This window comes from Ruegeria sp. SCP11, from assembly GCF_040329455.1.
Taxonomy (GTDB): domain Bacteria; phylum Pseudomonadota; class Alphaproteobacteria; order Rhodobacterales; family Rhodobacteraceae; genus Ruegeria; species Ruegeria atlantica_E.
Map to the genome: position 1 here is coordinate 232,428 of NZ_JBDZYG010000002.1, position 15,867 is coordinate 248,294.

Consider the following 15,867-nt stretch of genomic DNA (forward strand, 5'->3'; position numbering starts at 1 on the left):
GTAGCCCGATTTACGCGAACCACATCTTGCGCGTGGCCTGGCCACCCATCAGCTCGTCGTATGGGTCAGGTTCCCAACCGGCAAGCTGATCGCTGACACCGTCGATGAACTGATTGAACATCGGGCAGATCAGGCCGCCCTCTTCGTTCAGCAAACGGCCCATCTGGGAATAGAGTTCTTTCCGCTTAGCGGTGTCGAGCTCGCCCTTGGCTTTGTTCAGCATGTCGTCGAACTCCGAACGCTTCCAGCGCGTGTCGTTCCAGTCTGCAGTCGAGAGATACGCGGTGGAGTACATCTGGTCCTGCACCGGACGACCGGTCCAGTAGGATGCGCAGAATGGTTGGACGTTCCAGACTTCGGACCAGTAACCATCGCCCGGTTCGCGCTCGATCACGAGTGGAATACCGGCCGCGGCGGCACTTTGCTGGAAGAGCTGAGCTGCATCCACAGCGCCCGGGAAGGCAACCTCGGAAGTGCGCAGCACGATCGGCGACCCATCATGGCCGGACTTTTTATAGTGCTCGGCTGCTTTTTCGAGGTCGAACGTACGCTGCGGGATTGTATCGTCAAAGAGAGGGTAGGCGGCGTTGATCGGGATGTCGTTGCCGACGCTGCCATAACCCTGAAGGATTTTTTCGACCAGTTCCTCGCGGTTGATCGCGTGTTTAAGAGCAAGCCGGAGTTCGAGATTGTCGAACGGTGCCGTGTCAACATGCATGATGAAGACATAGTGCCCGCGACCCGTTGTCGGCTGTACGGACAGGCCCGGTGCGCGGCCCAAAAGCCCTGCAACCTTGGGCTCAACCCGGTTTATCAGGTGCACCTGACCGGACTGAAGCGCAGCTGTACGCGCCGTGGAGTCATTGATGGCGATAATTTCGACGCTGTCGAAATGGCCATCGTCGGCCCAGTAGTTCTCGAACTTCGTAAAGGCGTGGCGCACGCCCGGCTCGTCCACCTCAAGCTTGTAGGGGCCAGTGCCGATGCCCGCAGCCGGATTGTCCATACCACCGTCCGGTTGGATGATCAGGTGATAGTCCGCCATGAGGTATGGCAAGTCGGCGTTTGGGTTGTTCAATGTGACAGAGAACACGTCGCCATCGGCTTTCATCGACTCAATTTCTTTCATGATGCCCAGGGCACCAGATTTTGAGTTTTCGTCCGAATGACGCTGCATTGTTTTCAAGACGTCTTCGCTCGTCAGAGTCTTGCCGTTGTGAAATTCGACACCTGGGCGGATCTTGAAGTTCCACGTCTTGGCGTCTGCGCTGGCTTCAACACTTTCGGCTAGGCGCGACTCGATCGAACCGTCCGGCGATACCACGACCAGGGTGTCACCGAACTGGCGTCCGTTGAGCGCAGGCACTTGGCTCGCATAAGACGCCGGATCGAGAGAGTTCGTCGATTCGCCACCAATGGAGCCAATCTTCAAATCGCCGCCCTTTTTCGGGTCCGCCGCACGTGCAGCGTCGGCGAACATGGTGCTTGCCATTGCCGCAGACACACCCAAAGCAGCCGCTTTCCCCATGAAATCACGGCGGGTCAGCTTGCCAGCTGTGACCTGTTTGGTCATGTGAGTGAGTTGTTCATTCATTCAAAGATCTCCCAGTTGAGTGTATTGTCAGCCCTTGGTGGGCTTTTTATTGACGCGTGAGTCAAGTTAGGCGGAATTCTGTCGGACGGGCAAGGGCAAATGTCTCGCCTCCGCGTGCCCAAAAACCACATTTGATCCCGTGGCGCGGATTCCTCAAGTTCGCTCGATGATATCAAGCTTTTATCCTCAAAGGCATTCATTTTTGCCATCGGGATGCAGGTGGCCTTGTCTTGCCATATTTCGCAATTTTCATCAGTACGAAGAGCAATGTCATTCCGACTGATCTCCTGCGTCCTTATACAATAAAACCGCGCGGACAGCGGATCCGTAGGGGATATCGCCCAGCTTTCGAAAGCTGTGCCGCTGTGAGATGAATCGTGGTTGTTTTTTGTGGTCAGACCGCAATCATCTTCGAATAGCGGGCGTGTTTCGCTTGAAACCATGCCCGGTTCCACGCGCAGCGGATTGTACAACTCGCGTGTCATAACGTGGTTCAGCGGCTGCCTGGCTGAGGTGTGTGGGCAGGCGTATCTGTTCTCTATCAGCTCTTCGCTGTCGCGCCCGCGATAGGACGGAAGCTCCAGAATAGCAGGAATTGGGTCCTCTGCCGCGTTCTCGGGACGCCCGATCCGAGCAGAAAGGCGGTAGCCATTGGGCAATTTGATGCCAATGTCGGTAGGAATTTCGATTTTACGTAGCTCGATTTCAGGCGGCGTCATTGCGATACTGTCCGGGGGTTTTGTAACCCGGGCGCCCCCGAAATCGTCAAATCATGCGCGGATTGCGACAACCAGGTCCATCACGTTAGTTCCAGTCGGTCCCGTCACCAGCAAGGCCCCTGCGCGTTCCAAATAACTGCCGCTGTCCGCATTCTGTAAAGCCAAGTCAGCGCCGTCACCCCATGTTGTACCGTCCACAACTGCTCCGGCGGCCTGAGTGGGCCCATCCGTGCCGTCGGTTCCACCCACAACCACCGTTATACCTTGTTTTCCGGCAATCTCTTGAGCCAGTGCCAAAGCAAGAGCTTGGTTGCGACCTCCACGCCCAGGATTCTCTGGCAAAACCACTGTCGGTTCTCCACCAAACACCATGACGCCGGTGGGCATGTTGCGAATGCGTTCGCCTAGGGTTTTGGCGACATTCAGGAAATTGTCGTGTAGGCACTCTTCGTTGGCATGCACGGTGAAACCTTCGTCTCGGGCTTGTTCCATTGCGGCTTCCCGGGCATGGGCGTTGGAAGCGACAATCTGCGTGTTTGCTTGAAAACTGACCGAAGCAGGCAGCGCACCGATCCCCGAACCAACCACCTTCAGGTCATCACCGGGTACATCGGAAATTGCCAGAATGGTCGCTTTATCGCCATTGAAATGGGACAATAACCCGCCGCCCTTGATGCGCGACAGCTTGCGCCGTTCTGCGTTCATCGCGGTGATGTCCAATCCTTCCGACAGGAGCTTTTTGTTCAGCTGCTCCAGATCGTCCAGCGTTTTACCCGGCAGTAGATCTTCGGCCAAAGAGGACGCGCCGCCCGACACTAACAACAGAAGATGTGAGTCCGGATCCATGGCCTCGACCGCTTCCCGCAGAGCTTGGCCACCTTGAAGACTCCGCGCATCCGGAACCGGGTGTGAAGCTTCAATAACCTTCACATGCTCTGGTAGGTCACGCCCGTGGTCATCCTTGGTCACGACCAGCGTCGGCCGCGGCCCGAAATGTTCCAGTGCGGCGCGGGCCATGGCTGCGGCGGGTTTGCCGACGGCCAAAATCTGGTCGGGTGCGGAGATAGCGCTCAGCACCTTGCTCGTTGCAGCGTGACCACCGACGGCGTCTACACCGGCCTGCCAGATGCGAGTTGCCTGTTCTTTTCTGTCCATCAGCTTTCCATCCAAATCGTGACCGGCCCGTCATTGACCAGCTCAACCGCCATATCCGCGCCGAATTGCCCGGTTTCGACGGGCACTCCGTAATCTCGAAGTCGCTGGGCGAAGACCATGTACAGATGTTCGCCCCTATCCGGTGGAGCTGCTTCGGAAAAACCCGGTCTGTTGCCGCGAGACGTATCCGCCGCCAGCGTGAACTGGCTGATCACCAGCGCCGAGCCCTCAATATCCTTCACCGAGCGGTTCATTTTACCGGCATCATCTTTAAAGATACGCAGTTTGGAAACCTTGGCGGCCAGTTGATCGGCCTTGGCCTCATCATCGCCCTGCATCGCGCAGACAAGGATCATCAGTCCCGGTCCGGTCTGGCCGATTACCTCACCGTCGACCGAGACACTGGCCTGGGAAACTCTTTGCAGAACTGCGCGCAATCTCTTTCTCCGCGTTTTGTGTTATCCGACCCAGTCGACGATCTCATCCAGGTCGGCGCGGTCGGTGCGAAAGCTGTTGGCAGGGTGATTGTTCTCGGCATATCCAAACGAGATCGCGCACAGAACCATCCTATCCTCGGGGATATCGAAATAGCGGCGCAGAAATGGGCTGTAGGACGCCAGCGCTGCCTGCGGGATCGTGGCTATGCCAAGCGCCTGCGCGGCCAGCGAAAAGGCGGTGACGAAGCCGCCACAATCCATCGCGCCATATGCTCCAAGCTCTGCCGGGCTGGTGAGGATAGCGCAGTGCGGCGCGCCGAACAGAGAGAAGTTCTCCATCATCTGTCGGGCCGAGCCCGCACGGTCGCCGCGTTCGACTCCCACGGCTTCGTACAGAGCCCAACCGCACGCTCGGCGGCGGTCCTGATACACACCGGTATAAGAGGTCGGAAAGGGCAGGTCTGGGGTAGGCGTGCCGGTTGTGGCCTCGGCCTGCATTGCCGTGCGAAATAGGTTGGTCTCTTCGCCACTGGTGATGACGACATGCCAGGGCTGGGCGTTGCACCAACTGGGCGCACGCGCGGCACTTGTCAGGATTTGTTCAATCTGTTCCTTCGGTACCACGTCGGGAAGAAACGCCCGACAGGAATGTCGTGCGGTCAGCAATTGGTTCAAATCGGCTAGCGTCACTCTGGCCTCCCGCCCCGGCGTTGACGCGGCGCACAATGGCGTCTGATAGATGGAAGTTCAAGCGCTACCAGCGCCTGTTTTGTGCGTATTCTGTCTATCTCATCCTTGCTGGCCGGTCGCCATCAGATACCCGATGCCAGCGGCCACTAGCAGACCGAAAACCACGGCGATCGTGACTTTGATTGCCGACCAAGGGCGCTCCCCCTGAACGCGGCCGGTGCGTCCATTCACCACAAAACGATAGGTCTGGCTGCGATATTTGTAGGCCGCCATCCAGACCGGCAGCAGGATATGCTTGAACGTCACATCCCGCACATCCGTATCAATTGCGTGGATGCGCTGACGATCCCCGCCGATATCGAAACGCACATCCCGTTCGATTACCCGCGCCATGTACCCTCGGGCCTCGGTGTAGCCGTCCTGCAATTCGACCGTATAGGCCTCGGCCCGGAAACCGGCCAGGTACTCCGGTTGATAGGGTTCCAACGCTGGCAAATCCCAGGGTTCCAGCGCGTCAGTGTAGCTTTTGGGCAGAGATTGTGACGCCAGCACCAGTACATCGTCAAAAAACCGCTTCACGCGCCCGGATTTCGGAGACCACCGCACCTTGGGCACCTGCTGCTGAACGCGTTTGCCATCCCGCATAACGGTACGGGTTTCATAGTAAACCGTGCCACGTTCGCCGCGATAGCTGGACTGCGTGTCCGCATCAAATGTCCAGTAGGGCACATAGATGCCCTGCATCTTGCGGCCTTTGCGGGCGTAATCCTTCAAGCCGTTGGGCGCAAACCAAAGCCGCCCCAGCCAATCCCCCATCGCCTTATGCGCTGCGCGTTCGTCCAGGGCAAAAGGCAGCACACCCCGTGGTTTGATATGACGGTTGATTCCGGTGTCCGTCACTACAGGAGTGGCACAGAACGGGCATTCTGCGGCGTGGGTGGCGGGGTCAAACTCGACCTGAGCCGCGCAGTTGGGGCACGACAGAACGCGGGTCTCCTCGATCTCGCTGTCGGGCAGACGGTTGGCTAGGGCCGCGTCGAAATCCAACTCTTTCAGGCTGGCACCGCCCCAAGGACCGGTGCCAATAGATTCGGAATGCCCGCAATGGTCGCAGGTCAGACTACCATCACTGGGGTTGAACCTGTAATCCGCGCCACATTGTTCGCAGGGGAATCTGTGTTCTTCGGTCATCAGGCAGCCTTACTTATGCACCGGCGTTTGAAGCTCACGCTCCGGGCGGTGGCGGCGGTAGAATGGTGAATAGCTGGGCCAGTTCCTGTACCTCCCCGGCCTTCTTCCAACCATCCTGACCGGCGGTCCAGACGTGTGTGTCTCGAGTGATCTCTCCGTCTGTCGCCATGCGTCCCATTTTGGCCTTCGAGAATGGACCGCTGGTCTGACCATCCACCGCGATATGCCAAACATGCTCAACCGGCGGAGGAGGTGGCGGCGTCGCATGCGATGACGGTTGCGGGGCAGCGGGAGCGGAACTGCCCCACGGGCCGCTCGGTTGACCCGCTGCCATGTTCGCCATCTGGTTAGCCATTGCCATACCCATCCCCATGCCAAGACCGGCACCCATACCGCCACTCTGACCGGGATTGTTGGCGGCTGCCGTCATCGCTTCGGCTGCGGAATATTGGGTGAACTTACCTAGATCGCCCGCCAACCCCATCGAGGTCCGTTTGTCCAGCGCTGCCTCGACCGCTGGGGGCAGCGATATGTTCTCGATGTAGAACTCGGGCATCTCCAGGCCATAACCATCCAGCACGGGCGAGACTTCAGCTGCAATCAGCTTGCCCAGATCGGCAGTGTTGGCGGCCATGTCCAGAACCGGGATGCCAGAACCTGCGATCACACGGCTGAACTCCTGCACGATGATGTTGCGGATCTGAAAGCTGATCTCGTCCATGGTGAATTCACCATCGGTGCCCACGATCTCGATCAGGAACTTCGCCGCATCCTTCACGCGCACCGTATATGTGCCGAAGGCCCGAATGCGGGTTGGACCAAATTCCGGGTCACGCAGCATGATCGGGTTCTTGGTGCCCCATTTCAGATCATTGAACCGTGTCGTGTTGACGAAATAGATCTCGGACTTGAACGGAGACTGAAAGCCGTGATCCCAATGCTGTAGGGTCGTCATGATCGGCATATTGTTGGTCTCAAGCATATAGAGACCCGGTGTGAACACATCGGCCAGCTGCCCTTCATGAACAAACACGGCCGCCTGACCTTCGCGTACGGTTAGCTTGGCGCCGTATTTGATCTCATGGCCTTCGCGTTCGAACCGCCAGACCATGGTGTCACGGGTGTCGTCGACCCAGTGAATGACGTCAATAAATTCTCCGGTCAGAAAATCGAAAATACCCATTGGGGTCTCCTTTCCTTGGGCTCAGAGTTGCTGGCCCATCAATTCGCGAGCAATGATCCGCACCACTGGGCGGGCGTCTTCTACTGTCACGCCGGGTTCCAGACGTGGATCGTACAGCATTGTCAGCAATTTCTCGTCATGGCTGGTCAACAGCGCAAACTCATCATCATCGTTGAAAATCGACGGCCTTGCAGCGGGGCTGTCATTGGACAGGCCGAGGCCCTGAGCGATCTCTTCGTGAATGCAACTGCGCCGCAGCAGGTCGGGCAATTCAGTCCGGATCAGCGTTACAGCACGCACATAGCGGTTCGGTGCATTGCTGGTGGCCGAGGCAAAAACGAAACAGTCAATATTGGAGCGAGGGTTGGCGGCCAGATCCAGCGATGCTTGACTGATATTCGGGATCAGTTGTTTGAGGCGCGTGACCACATAGCTGCTGTCGTCCTTGCCCGCAAAGAAGACATGAAAATTGGCCTTCCGGTTGACGACCGATATCGGGTGATCGGTCAATTTCGCGAGCCGGGCGGTATAGGCCTCAACTTGCGCCGTATCCTTTTCGCGCGCAGCCGGAGCAACCGATGGGGCAAATTCTGTCTGCACGCGCACCGGGCTGGACCACCGGCTGAGCTGCCCGTCCGTTGGGCGGGATGAGGCGGTAACTGCGTGGTCAGGGTATTCGCTGTAAAAAGCGATGGCCTCGAAGTTGCGGGCCAAATCGTCGGCATCGTAAGGCGTGTCCGGGCCGCCACCGTCCACCCGTAACAAACCGCGGGTCAGCAGGTCTCGTTCAACCCGCTGATAGAACCGGGCCAGATCCTGACTAGCTGCAGACGGAGGAACATAGGCATTTGGCGCAGGCGCGAGTGCTGCTGGGCGAGGTTGCGGCACAACTGAAGACGTCAGCGTTTCATCGCAATTGGCCAAAACCAAAAGCGAGAATAAGCCCAAAACGGGTTTCAGATATCCCTTAAGCCGCACGCCCAGCCCACCGTCAGCCTGGTACCGCTGTCCCGGAATTGTCGCCGATCCCGTCTTTACGCGCCTTGGCAGCAGCAAGGGTATCGCGCAGTTCGGCTTCCATCTTCTGCAATTCCTGTTCTGCGGCAGCTCGTTTGGCCTTGCCTTCATCCGCAATGGCCAGGCTTTCGTTGATGGTGCCAATCAAGTCGGCATTGGCCTGTTTCACGGCTTCGATATCGAAAACCCCGCGCTCCATTTCCTGGCGAATCATTTTGTTGGACTCACGCAGGTTAGCTGCGTTCGAGGTCAGCAACTCATTGGTCAGATCGTTGGCGTCACGCACGGCTGTAGCCGCTTCGGCACTGCGCTGGATCGTGACGGCCTGCGCCAACTGGGTTTCCCACAGCGGCACAGTGTTGACCAAAGTCGAATTTATCTTGGTTACCAGAGACTTGTCGTTCTCCTGCACCAAGCGGATCGAGGGTAGCGACTGCATCGTGACTTGCCGGGTCAGTTTCAGGTCATGCACCCGGCGTTCCAAATCATCCCGAGCGGCGCGCATGTCGCGCAGTTCCTGCGCTTTCATCACTTGTTCGTCTTCGGCTGCCGCCTCAACCTCGGCTTCCTTTTCGGGAATGTCATGGCTGTCCAACTCGGTCAGCTTTTCTTCACCCGCCGCGATATAGAGCGCCAGTTCGTCGTAGAAGCCCAGTGTCTTTTCGTAGAGCAAGTCCAGTGATTTGATGTCTTTCAGCAACGTGTGCTCGTGGCCAAGCAGGTCGTCAGTGATCCTGTCGATCTGGCCCTGAACCTCTTCATATTGAGCTGTGAACTTGGCAAAAGGCGCGGCTTTGCCCAGTAGCTTCTCCCACCAGCTACGCTCGCGGCGCACATCCAACTCGCTGACAGAAAAGCCGCGGATCGTGGTGACGATGTTGCGCAGGCTGTCTCCGGCGGGGCCCACATCCTTGTTGCGCACATCCGCCAGCATGGCCTGGCTGATTTCCTGCAATTCCGCCTGCGCGGACGAACCGAAAGACACGATCGAATTGGTGTTGCCCATGTCCAGCTCATCCATGCGTTTGCGGATTTCAGCGCCGACAGGGTCGTCTGCTTCTTCCAGCGAGATGATCTGGGCCGTGGGTTCAGGCAACGCAACGGCCGTCACTTCTTGTACAAGCGTTTCTGTTTCGACCGCCTTGTTCTTGATCTCATCGGACATTGGGTAATCCTTTCTCAAAAAAATGGCCGGTCAATCCAACCGGACGCCTTCGCGTTGCAGCCGTTCGCGCAACACGTCAATTTCAACCGCCAGATCACTGCGGTCGTCCAATAGCATCTTGCGGGTGCGAGCCGCGAAATTCTGTTCCAGATCGTCCAGCAGGGCTGAATAGTCAGCCAAGGCCTGCGCATCCCGGGTGCGCGCATAGACATCGGCAAACTTCACCGTCGCGTCACGAGCGCCCTGTAAATAGACTGTCAGGTACTTGCGTGCCCCGGCCAGATCGCGCGGGTCTTCTTCGACCGTGCGGAACAGATCGCGGGCAGTGTCCTGAAACCGCTCAACCCGCGCTTCGATCCGGCGGTCACCCGCGCGTTTGATGGCGTCTGTTATCTCGGAGAGGTGGGTTTCGGCGTCCTCAACCACACGGGCCACACGGTCTTGCTGAAAGGTGTCGATCCCTTCCATGCCCTTGTCTTTCATCGGGTCTAGACCGAAGGACACGGAATGCAGAGCCGTTGCCACCACCCCGAATAGTATCGGGGCCAGCACGCTGGTCTGTGCGGCGGTCTCGGCATCCAGATATTCTGTCCGATACGCGGCCAGAGCGACGCCAACCCCGGTCAGCGCGCTTGCAAAAATCTTGCGGGGAAAGACCGGGCGCCGCGCCGTGCGGCGCGCGTTAAAAGCCGCCTCGGCGCGCAATCCTTCGCGCAGCAGGAATGCAGCGGCAGTCAACAGACCAGCAGCGACCAGCCCGATCGTCATCCCGATCGCACCGTCGTTCAGCGACAAAAACACCAAAGGTATGGCAGGCAGAAACAGGATATTGGCCCGTGCGCCTGCCGGTTCGACCCGCGCGCCATGGAATTGCCCGCGCGGCGGCTGGCCGTCGTTAGACCTGTCACCTTCGGGGCTGAATTTTCCGCCATACCGTTTAGCCATGCGCTACAGGCCCCCAAGCACGCCGGTGCAAACACCGAGCATCAGCACCAAAAGGGCCGCATAGGCCAGTTTTTGCACTCCGGTCCCTGACATGGCGTTCCCCCGTGGAATAACTTACGGAAAATTTAGGCGATGCGAGGGCTTGGCGCTAGGGGGAAGGTTGCTAAACCCGCGTCACTTGCGAGTTTTCTTGCCGATCGGTGCCCGTTTTCGTTGCGGTCGCGCCGGGCGTTTGGGTTTGTCATCGGGTTCCGCGTCCAGCCCCAGCTGATCCCGCATCACGCGGCGGCGGATCTCTTCAACCTCGCCGGGTTTCAGACTGCCCAGTTGGAAGGGGCCGTAGGACACCCGTAGCAGGCGGTTCACGGCAAAGCCGATATCTTCCATCGCGCGGCGAATCTCGCGGTTCTTGCCCTCGCGGAGGCCGATGGTCAGCCAGGCGTTTGCACCCTGCTGGCGATCCAGCGAAACGTCCATCGGTAGGAACCGTTCGCCCTCGATCACCAACCCCTTGCGCAGCGGTGCAAAGTCTTCCTCTTTGGGGCGTCCGTTCACCCGCACGCGGTATTTGCGCAGCCACCCGGTCGAGGGCAATTCGAGCGTGCGCTTGATGCCGCCATCGTTAGTCAGCAGGAGCAAACCTTCCGAATTCAGGTCCAGCCGTCCAACGCTCATGACGCGCGGCATGTCTTCGGGCAGGTTGTCAAAGATGGTCGCGCGGCCCTTTTCGTCGCGAGTCGTTGTCACCAGACCGGGCGGCTTGTGATACAGCCACAGGCGCGAGGGTTCGGGCTCGGACACCGGCTTGCCGTCAACGGTGATCTTGTCTTTGCCGGTGACGTTCAGTGCGGGGCTGGAGATGGTCTTGCCATTCACACTCACACGACCGGCTTCGATCATGCGTTCGGCTTCACGGCGCGAAGCAACGCCCGCGCGGGCAAGGACTTTGGCGATCCGGTCGCCGGGAGGAGGGGTTTTGGTCATCCGCAGCCCATAGCGCATCCCGTCGCCTTGCGAAAGACGGGTTTCTGATGCAGTCAGAGGCATGGAGTTCAGATCGCATATGGACAAAGCGCTGGTTGAGGCGCGCGCAGCGGCAGACCGCGGAGAGGTTCCTGTGGGCGCCGTCATCGTTGCGCCTGACGGGCGCATCGTGGCCGCGGCGGGCAACCGAACGCGTGAGCTGAACGACCCGACCGCTCATGCCGAGATACTTGCCCTGCGCGCCGCCTGTGTCGAGGCAGGTTCTGAACGCCTGCCGGACCATGATCTCTATGTTACGCTGGAACCCTGCGCGATGTGCGCGGCGGCATTGGCAGCGGCGCGTATCCGGCGCATCTATTATGGTGCTGCCGACCCGAAATCCGGTGGTGTGGCGCATGGTGCGCGGGTCTTTACCCACAAACAGGCGCACCATGTTCCCGAAGTATACGACGGTATCGCAGGGCAAGAGGCCGCCGAGTTGTTGAAAGCCTTCTTCGCCGCGCGGCGTGATCCTAGAGAGTGATGGGTTTCATCAGTTCTGGCTCGATCACGTCAACCCCCGGCAACCCATCGATCAGTGCCTGAGCGGACTGTTCCAGAATCGGGAAGGTTTTGTAGTGACACGGAATCACCGTCTTGAAGTTGAAATACCGTTTGGCCGCATAGGCCGACGCTTTCATATCCATGGTGAAATGCCCACCCGCCGACAGGATGCCGATATCGGGATTATAATAATCGCCCATCCACTCCATATCAGCCATGATATCGGTATCGCCGGAAACGTAGAGCATGTGGCCCTCTGATGCGATCATGAAACCAACCTCACTGCCTCCGGTCCGCAGACCGTCCGGCGTTGAAAAGGTCGAGCTGTGCGAGGCAGGCACCATTGATACCATGACCCCGTTCAGATCCACTGTACCGCCCTTGTTGAAACCGACGGTTTCCAACCCTTCGGTCTCGCTCCAAAATCCCATCAGGTCATATTGGCCGACCACGGGCACCTTCAGGTGCTTGGCCAGAGACACTACGTCGGCCACGTGATCGAAATGGGTGTGGGTCAGAAGGATATGCGTCGCCCCATCCAGAGCATTGTCATGGTGGTCTTCAGACAGCACCGGGTTGCCGGTCAGCCACGGGTCGACCAGCAGAACTTGCCCGCCGGTTTCGATGCGGAAACTGCCGTGCCCCAGCCAAATGATATTCATGAATCGTCCTCCCGAAACAAACTGTTGGCATCAACTTAGCATCGGCTATGTAAAAGTTCATGGACTGGTTTCAGGAAATTGATAGCTATTGCGAGCGTCTGACGCCCGCCTATTGGGCCGAGCCGATCAACGCCGTGACTAACGCGGCGTTTTTGGTAGCAGCGTTCATTATGTGGCGGCGGGTGCGCGGGCAGGGGATGCCACTGGCGATGGCGTTGGTGGTAATTCTGACCGCAATCGGGGTCGGCAGTTTTTTGTTTCACACCCACGCGCAGGTTTGGTCGGCGATGGCGGACGTCGTGCCTATTCTGCTCTTTATTCTGGTCTATATCTTCGCGATCAATCGCGATGTCTGGCATATGAAGCTTTTGCCTGCTGTGCTCCTGACCGTGCTGTTCATTCCTTACGCAGCCGCAACAGTGCCTCTGTTTCAATTCTTTCCGGGCTTGGGCGGATCAGCAGCTTATGCTCCAGTGCCGCTGCTGATTCTGATCTACGCGTTTCTACTGCGCCACCGAGTGTCGGACACCGCCCGTGGCCTGGCCATTGGGGCGGTGATCCTGATGGCTTCGATTACCTTTCGCGCGCTGGATGAACCCTTGTGCATGCAAGTGCCGTTGGGGACACATTTCATGTGGCACATCCTGAACGCCACCATGCTGGGTTGGATGATTGAGGTCTATCGCAGGCACATGGCCCACGCACCTCAGTCCTGAAACGCGGCGGCCAGATGGTCCGGCAGGTCAAACTCTGACAAGACCCGCGCCCGGCCGTCGGCGGACATTTTGCGTGCGGTCTTCTCAACGATGCTCTGGATTTTCTCGGCGGAGTGCTTTTCGGCGAAAGGCGCGAAGTACCACTTTAGGAACACGAAGCAGATAACGTCCTCTAGCGCCTGAACTTCGTCATCGCGTTTTATACCCTGCTTGCGCAACATGCGCCCGGCCGTGTCAATGTCATACGCATCGTAGCCCGCGTTTGTCATCATTCCCATGACGACCTCGGCGTGATGCACACCCTGCGCCTTGCGCCAGGCCAAGTATCCCGCGCGGCCCTCGGGGTATTCGTTGCGCGCCAGCTTCCAGCGTTCAACATGCTGACCGCGTGCGGCAATCTGCAAAATCTCTGAGGCGTTGGGAAACAGGCGATCCATCTCGGCGCTCATCCGCTGGCCGTACAGCAATTCGACCGGTTGGCCGTCATCGAGGTTGGGGTCTTGCCTGTTGGCCGCATCAATTGCGTCCAGAACCGCTTGCTTGCGTGCGCTCATCTTCCGCTCCGTTGGCTTGCCGGATTTGCAATGCAGTCCGGCGGGTTATTTTGCGCCATCGTAGCGGGTGGTCGCCAGAGATGCAGTAGCCTTTTGCATCCCGGCCGGGCCGGAGGGGGTATTCGGCCCGGCGACATCTTTCATGTTATTTGCCCGGCTTGGTTTGGCTCTGTGTTACCGGTTCCTGAACTGGCTCGGGGAATGACAGGTTGGGGATTAGGTTGTTTGTGGAGACGCTGAAGGCCATGGCCGGGGCGCTCAGAACGGTTGCGGTCAAAAGAGCTGCGGTGATGAAGGTTTTCATTTTCTTTCTCCGGTTTGAGGCTGTGCCGTGAGTATGAAATGAACAGTACAGTTTAGTTTTTCAAGGCAAGTAATGAACTAATCGGTTTACTTTTGCGCATATGGCATATTCAGATTTGAATGGGTGCCTGCACCTGCGGGGCAGTACGGGCTCATATCCATCCCTCGGTGGTCTTGCGACCCGGGCATCAGACAGGTAAATGCCCCCTAACGCATATGAGGTTTTCCGATGTCGATTGACCAAAGCACCGCCGCCAAGGTGGCCAAACTGGCCCGGATCAAGGTCGAGGATGACGCGCTGCCCGCGCTGGCGTCCGAGTTCAACACCATCCTTGGGTTCATCGAGCAACTGAACGAAGTGGATGTCGAAGGCGTCGAACCGATGGTCTCGGTCGAGCCGATGCGCCTGAAGCGTCGTGAGGATCTCGTCACCGACGGAAACCAGCAGGACAAGGTTCTGGCCAACGCCCCCGACGCGCGCGAAGGCTTTTTCGCAGTCCCCAAAGTGGTGGAGTAAGACATGAGCGATCTGAACAAACTGGGCCTGGCCGAGGCCCGCGACGCGCTGCGCAAGGGTGATGTGACCTCGGTCGAGCTGACCGAATCCTGCCTGAAGGCCATTGATGAGGCCGACGCGCTGAACGCTTTTGTCCACAAGACGCCTGAAATCGCGCTGGAGCGCGCCAAGGCAGCGGATGAGCGGATCAAGGGTGGCGACGCGCCTGCCATGTGTGGTCTGCCGATCGGCATCAAGGACCTGTTCTGCACCAAGGGTGTGCCCTCGCAGGCGGCCTCGAAGATTCTGGAAGGCTTCAAACCCGAATACGAATCCACTGTGTCGCAGCAACTGGCGGATGCCGGGGCCGTGATGCTGGGCAAGCTGAACATGGACGAATTCGCCATGGGCTCGTCCAACGAAACATCCGTCTATGGCAACGCGGTCAGCCCGTGGCGTCGCGGCAATGACGACGCTCAGCTGACCCCGGGCGGCTCGTCCGGTGGTTCGGCTTCGGCTGTCGCCGCTGACCTGTGCCTGGCCGCAACCGGTACTGACACCGGCGGCTCGATCCGCCAACCTGCCGCCTTCACCGGCATCACCGGCATCAAGCCGACCTATGGCCGTTGCTCGCGCTGGGGTATCGTGGCCTTTGCCTCCTCGCTGGATCAGGCCGGTCCGATGACCAAGAACGTGCGCGATGCGGCGATCATGCTGGAGACGATGTGCGGTCACGACCCCAAGGATTCGACCAGCGCCGAATTGGCCGTGCCGAACTTTGAGGCGATGCTGACCGGCGACATCAAGGGCAAAAAGATCGGTATCCCCAAGGAATACCGCATGGACGGTATGCCCGCCGAGATCGAAAAGCTCTGGGCTGACGGTGCCGAGATGCTGAAAGCCGCGGGTGCCGAGATCGTCGACATCTCGCTGCCGCACACCAAATACGCGCTGCCTGCGTATTACGTGATTGCCCCGGCCGAGGCATCCTCGAACCTCGCCCGCTATGACGGTGTCCGCTATGGCCGCCGCGCGCAGTTGGCACAGGGTGACGGCATCACCGAGATGTATGAGAAAACCCGCGCCGAAGGCTTCGGTCATGAGGTGCAGCGCCGGGTCATGGTTGGTACTTACGTTTTGTCCGCAGGTTTCTATGACGCCTATTACAACCGCGCACGCCGCGTTCGTACCCTGATCAAGAAAGACTTCGAAGACGTCTTTGCCGCAGGTGTTGACGCGATCCTGACTCCTGCGACTCCGTCAGCGTCTTTCGGTCTGGGCGAGATGACCGAGGCCGATCCGGTTCAAATGTACCTGAACGACGTCTTTACAGTTACTGTGAACCTTGCCGGCCTGCCGGGCGTTTCGGTGCCCGCCGGTCTGGACAAGCAAGGGTTGCCGCTTGGTCTGCAATTGATCGGACGCCCGTGGGAAGAGGGCGATCTGCTCAACACTGCTTACGCTTTGGAAAACGCCGCTGGGTTTGTAGCCAAACCCGGGAAATGGTGGTAAT

General features: G+C 58.7%; 18 protein-coding genes. 4 read left to right on the forward strand and 14 right to left on the reverse strand.

The genetic code is table 11. From position 1 onward, the window contains the following. Window positions 1–10 precede the first annotated feature (10 nt). The 11 genes from ABLN94_RS04180 to ABLN94_RS04230 form a co-directional block, all read right to left on the reverse strand. The gene (locus tag ABLN94_RS04180; RefSeq protein ID WP_170490144.1) at window positions 11–1,594 is read right to left on the reverse strand and encodes an ABC transporter substrate-binding protein; all 1,584 of its coding nucleotides are present in this window, start codon (window positions 1,592–1,594) and stop codon (window positions 11–13) included. Continuing rightward, complete coding sequence (locus ABLN94_RS04185; protein ID WP_352989513.1) at window positions 1,591–2,313, reverse strand: hypothetical protein; 723 nt, start codon at window positions 2,311–2,313, stop codon at window positions 1,591–1,593. Before ABLN94_RS04185 ends, ABLN94_RS04180 begins: the two co-directional genes overlap by 4 nt. Window positions 2,314–2,364: 51 nt before the next feature. Further along, window positions 2,365–3,468: a glycerate kinase type-2 family protein gene (locus tag ABLN94_RS04190; protein ID WP_352989516.1), complete on the reverse strand. Its 1,104-nt coding sequence runs from the start codon at window positions 3,466–3,468 to the stop codon at window positions 2,365–2,367. After that, on the reverse strand, window positions 3,468–3,905 hold the full coding sequence (dtd, locus tag ABLN94_RS04195; RefSeq protein ID WP_352989519.1) for a D-aminoacyl-tRNA deacylase: 438 nt from the start codon (window positions 3,903–3,905) through the stop codon (window positions 3,468–3,470). Before dtd ends, ABLN94_RS04190 begins: the two co-directional genes overlap by 1 nt. Window positions 3,906–3,926: 21 nt before the next feature. Continuing rightward, the gene (locus ABLN94_RS04200; protein ID WP_352989522.1) at window positions 3,927–4,595 is read right to left on the reverse strand and encodes a nitroreductase; all 669 of its coding nucleotides are present in this window, start codon (window positions 4,593–4,595) and stop codon (window positions 3,927–3,929) included. A gap of 99 nt (window positions 4,596–4,694) precedes the next feature. After that, a complete protein-coding gene (locus ABLN94_RS04205; RefSeq protein WP_352989525.1) occupies window positions 4,695–5,786 on the reverse strand; it encodes a TFIIB-type zinc finger domain-containing protein in 1,092 nt (363 codons plus the stop codon). Window positions 5,787–5,820: 34 nt separating this feature from the next. Continuing rightward, complete coding sequence (locus tag ABLN94_RS04210) at window positions 5,821–6,969, reverse strand: SPFH domain-containing protein (RefSeq protein WP_352989528.1); 1,149 nt, start codon at window positions 6,967–6,969, stop codon at window positions 5,821–5,823. Between the two features lie 21 nt (window positions 6,970–6,990). Continuing rightward, window positions 6,991–7,947, reverse strand: coding sequence for a DUF2927 domain-containing protein (locus ABLN94_RS04215; protein ID WP_352989530.1), 957 nt, complete (start codon window positions 7,945–7,947; stop codon window positions 6,991–6,993). A gap of 13 nt (window positions 7,948–7,960) precedes the next feature. Beyond that, window positions 7,961–9,151 carry a toxic anion resistance protein gene (locus tag ABLN94_RS04220; protein ID WP_352989532.1) on the reverse strand — a complete coding sequence of 397 codons (1,191 nt, stop codon included), beginning with the start codon at window positions 9,149–9,151 and terminating at the stop codon, window positions 7,961–7,963. Window positions 9,152–9,181: 30 nt separating this feature from the next. Beyond that, window positions 9,182–10,096 (reverse strand): 5-bromo-4-chloroindolyl phosphate hydrolysis family protein, encoded by a 915-nt coding sequence (locus tag ABLN94_RS04225; protein WP_352989535.1) that lies wholly within the window; start codon window positions 10,094–10,096, stop codon window positions 9,182–9,184. A gap of 174 nt (window positions 10,097–10,270) precedes the next feature. After that, on the reverse strand, window positions 10,271–11,143 hold the full coding sequence (locus tag ABLN94_RS04230; RefSeq protein WP_352989538.1) for a pseudouridine synthase: 873 nt from the start codon (window positions 11,141–11,143) through the stop codon (window positions 10,271–10,273). Here ABLN94_RS04230 and ABLN94_RS04235 point away from each other — a divergent pair. Beyond that, window positions 11,142–11,603: a nucleoside deaminase gene (locus tag ABLN94_RS04235; RefSeq protein ID WP_352989540.1), complete on the forward strand. Its 462-nt coding sequence runs from the start codon at window positions 11,142–11,144 to the stop codon at window positions 11,601–11,603. The two genes, ABLN94_RS04230 and ABLN94_RS04235, sit on opposite strands and share 2 nt — an antisense overlap. Here ABLN94_RS04235 and ABLN94_RS04240 read toward each other — a convergent pair. Further along, on the reverse strand, window positions 11,593–12,285 hold the full coding sequence (locus ABLN94_RS04240) for a metal-dependent hydrolase (protein ID WP_352989543.1): 693 nt from the start codon (window positions 12,283–12,285) through the stop codon (window positions 11,593–11,595). The genes ABLN94_RS04235 and ABLN94_RS04240 overlap by 11 nt on opposite strands. Before the next feature lie 59 nt (window positions 12,286–12,344). Between ABLN94_RS04240 and ABLN94_RS04245 the strand changes: the two genes are divergently transcribed. After that, entirely contained in the window at window positions 12,345–13,001 is a 657-nt protein-coding gene (locus ABLN94_RS04245) for a ceramidase domain-containing protein (protein WP_352989545.1), read from the forward strand. Here the strand turns inward: ABLN94_RS04245 and ABLN94_RS04250 are convergent. Next, entirely contained in the window at window positions 12,992–13,555 is a 564-nt protein-coding gene (locus tag ABLN94_RS04250) for a DUF4202 domain-containing protein (protein ID WP_352989548.1), read from the reverse strand. The genes ABLN94_RS04245 and ABLN94_RS04250 overlap by 10 nt on opposite strands. Window positions 13,556–13,700: 145 nt before the next feature. Then, window positions 13,701–13,859 carry a hypothetical protein gene (locus ABLN94_RS04255; RefSeq protein ID WP_352989551.1) on the reverse strand — a complete coding sequence of 53 codons (159 nt, stop codon included), beginning with the start codon at window positions 13,857–13,859 and terminating at the stop codon, window positions 13,701–13,703. A gap of 228 nt (window positions 13,860–14,087) precedes the next feature. Here ABLN94_RS04255 and gatC point away from each other — a divergent pair, with 228 nt between their 5' ends. Next, on the forward strand, window positions 14,088–14,375 hold the full coding sequence (gatC, locus tag ABLN94_RS04260) for an Asp-tRNA(Asn)/Glu-tRNA(Gln) amidotransferase subunit GatC (protein ID WP_352989554.1): 288 nt from the start codon (window positions 14,088–14,090) through the stop codon (window positions 14,373–14,375). Window positions 14,376–14,378: 3 nt separating this feature from the next. After that, window positions 14,379–15,866 carry an Asp-tRNA(Asn)/Glu-tRNA(Gln) amidotransferase subunit GatA gene (gatA, locus tag ABLN94_RS04265; protein WP_352989557.1) on the forward strand — a complete coding sequence of 496 codons (1,488 nt, stop codon included), beginning with the start codon at window positions 14,379–14,381 and terminating at the stop codon, window positions 15,864–15,866. Window position 15,867: the final 1 nt, after the last annotated feature.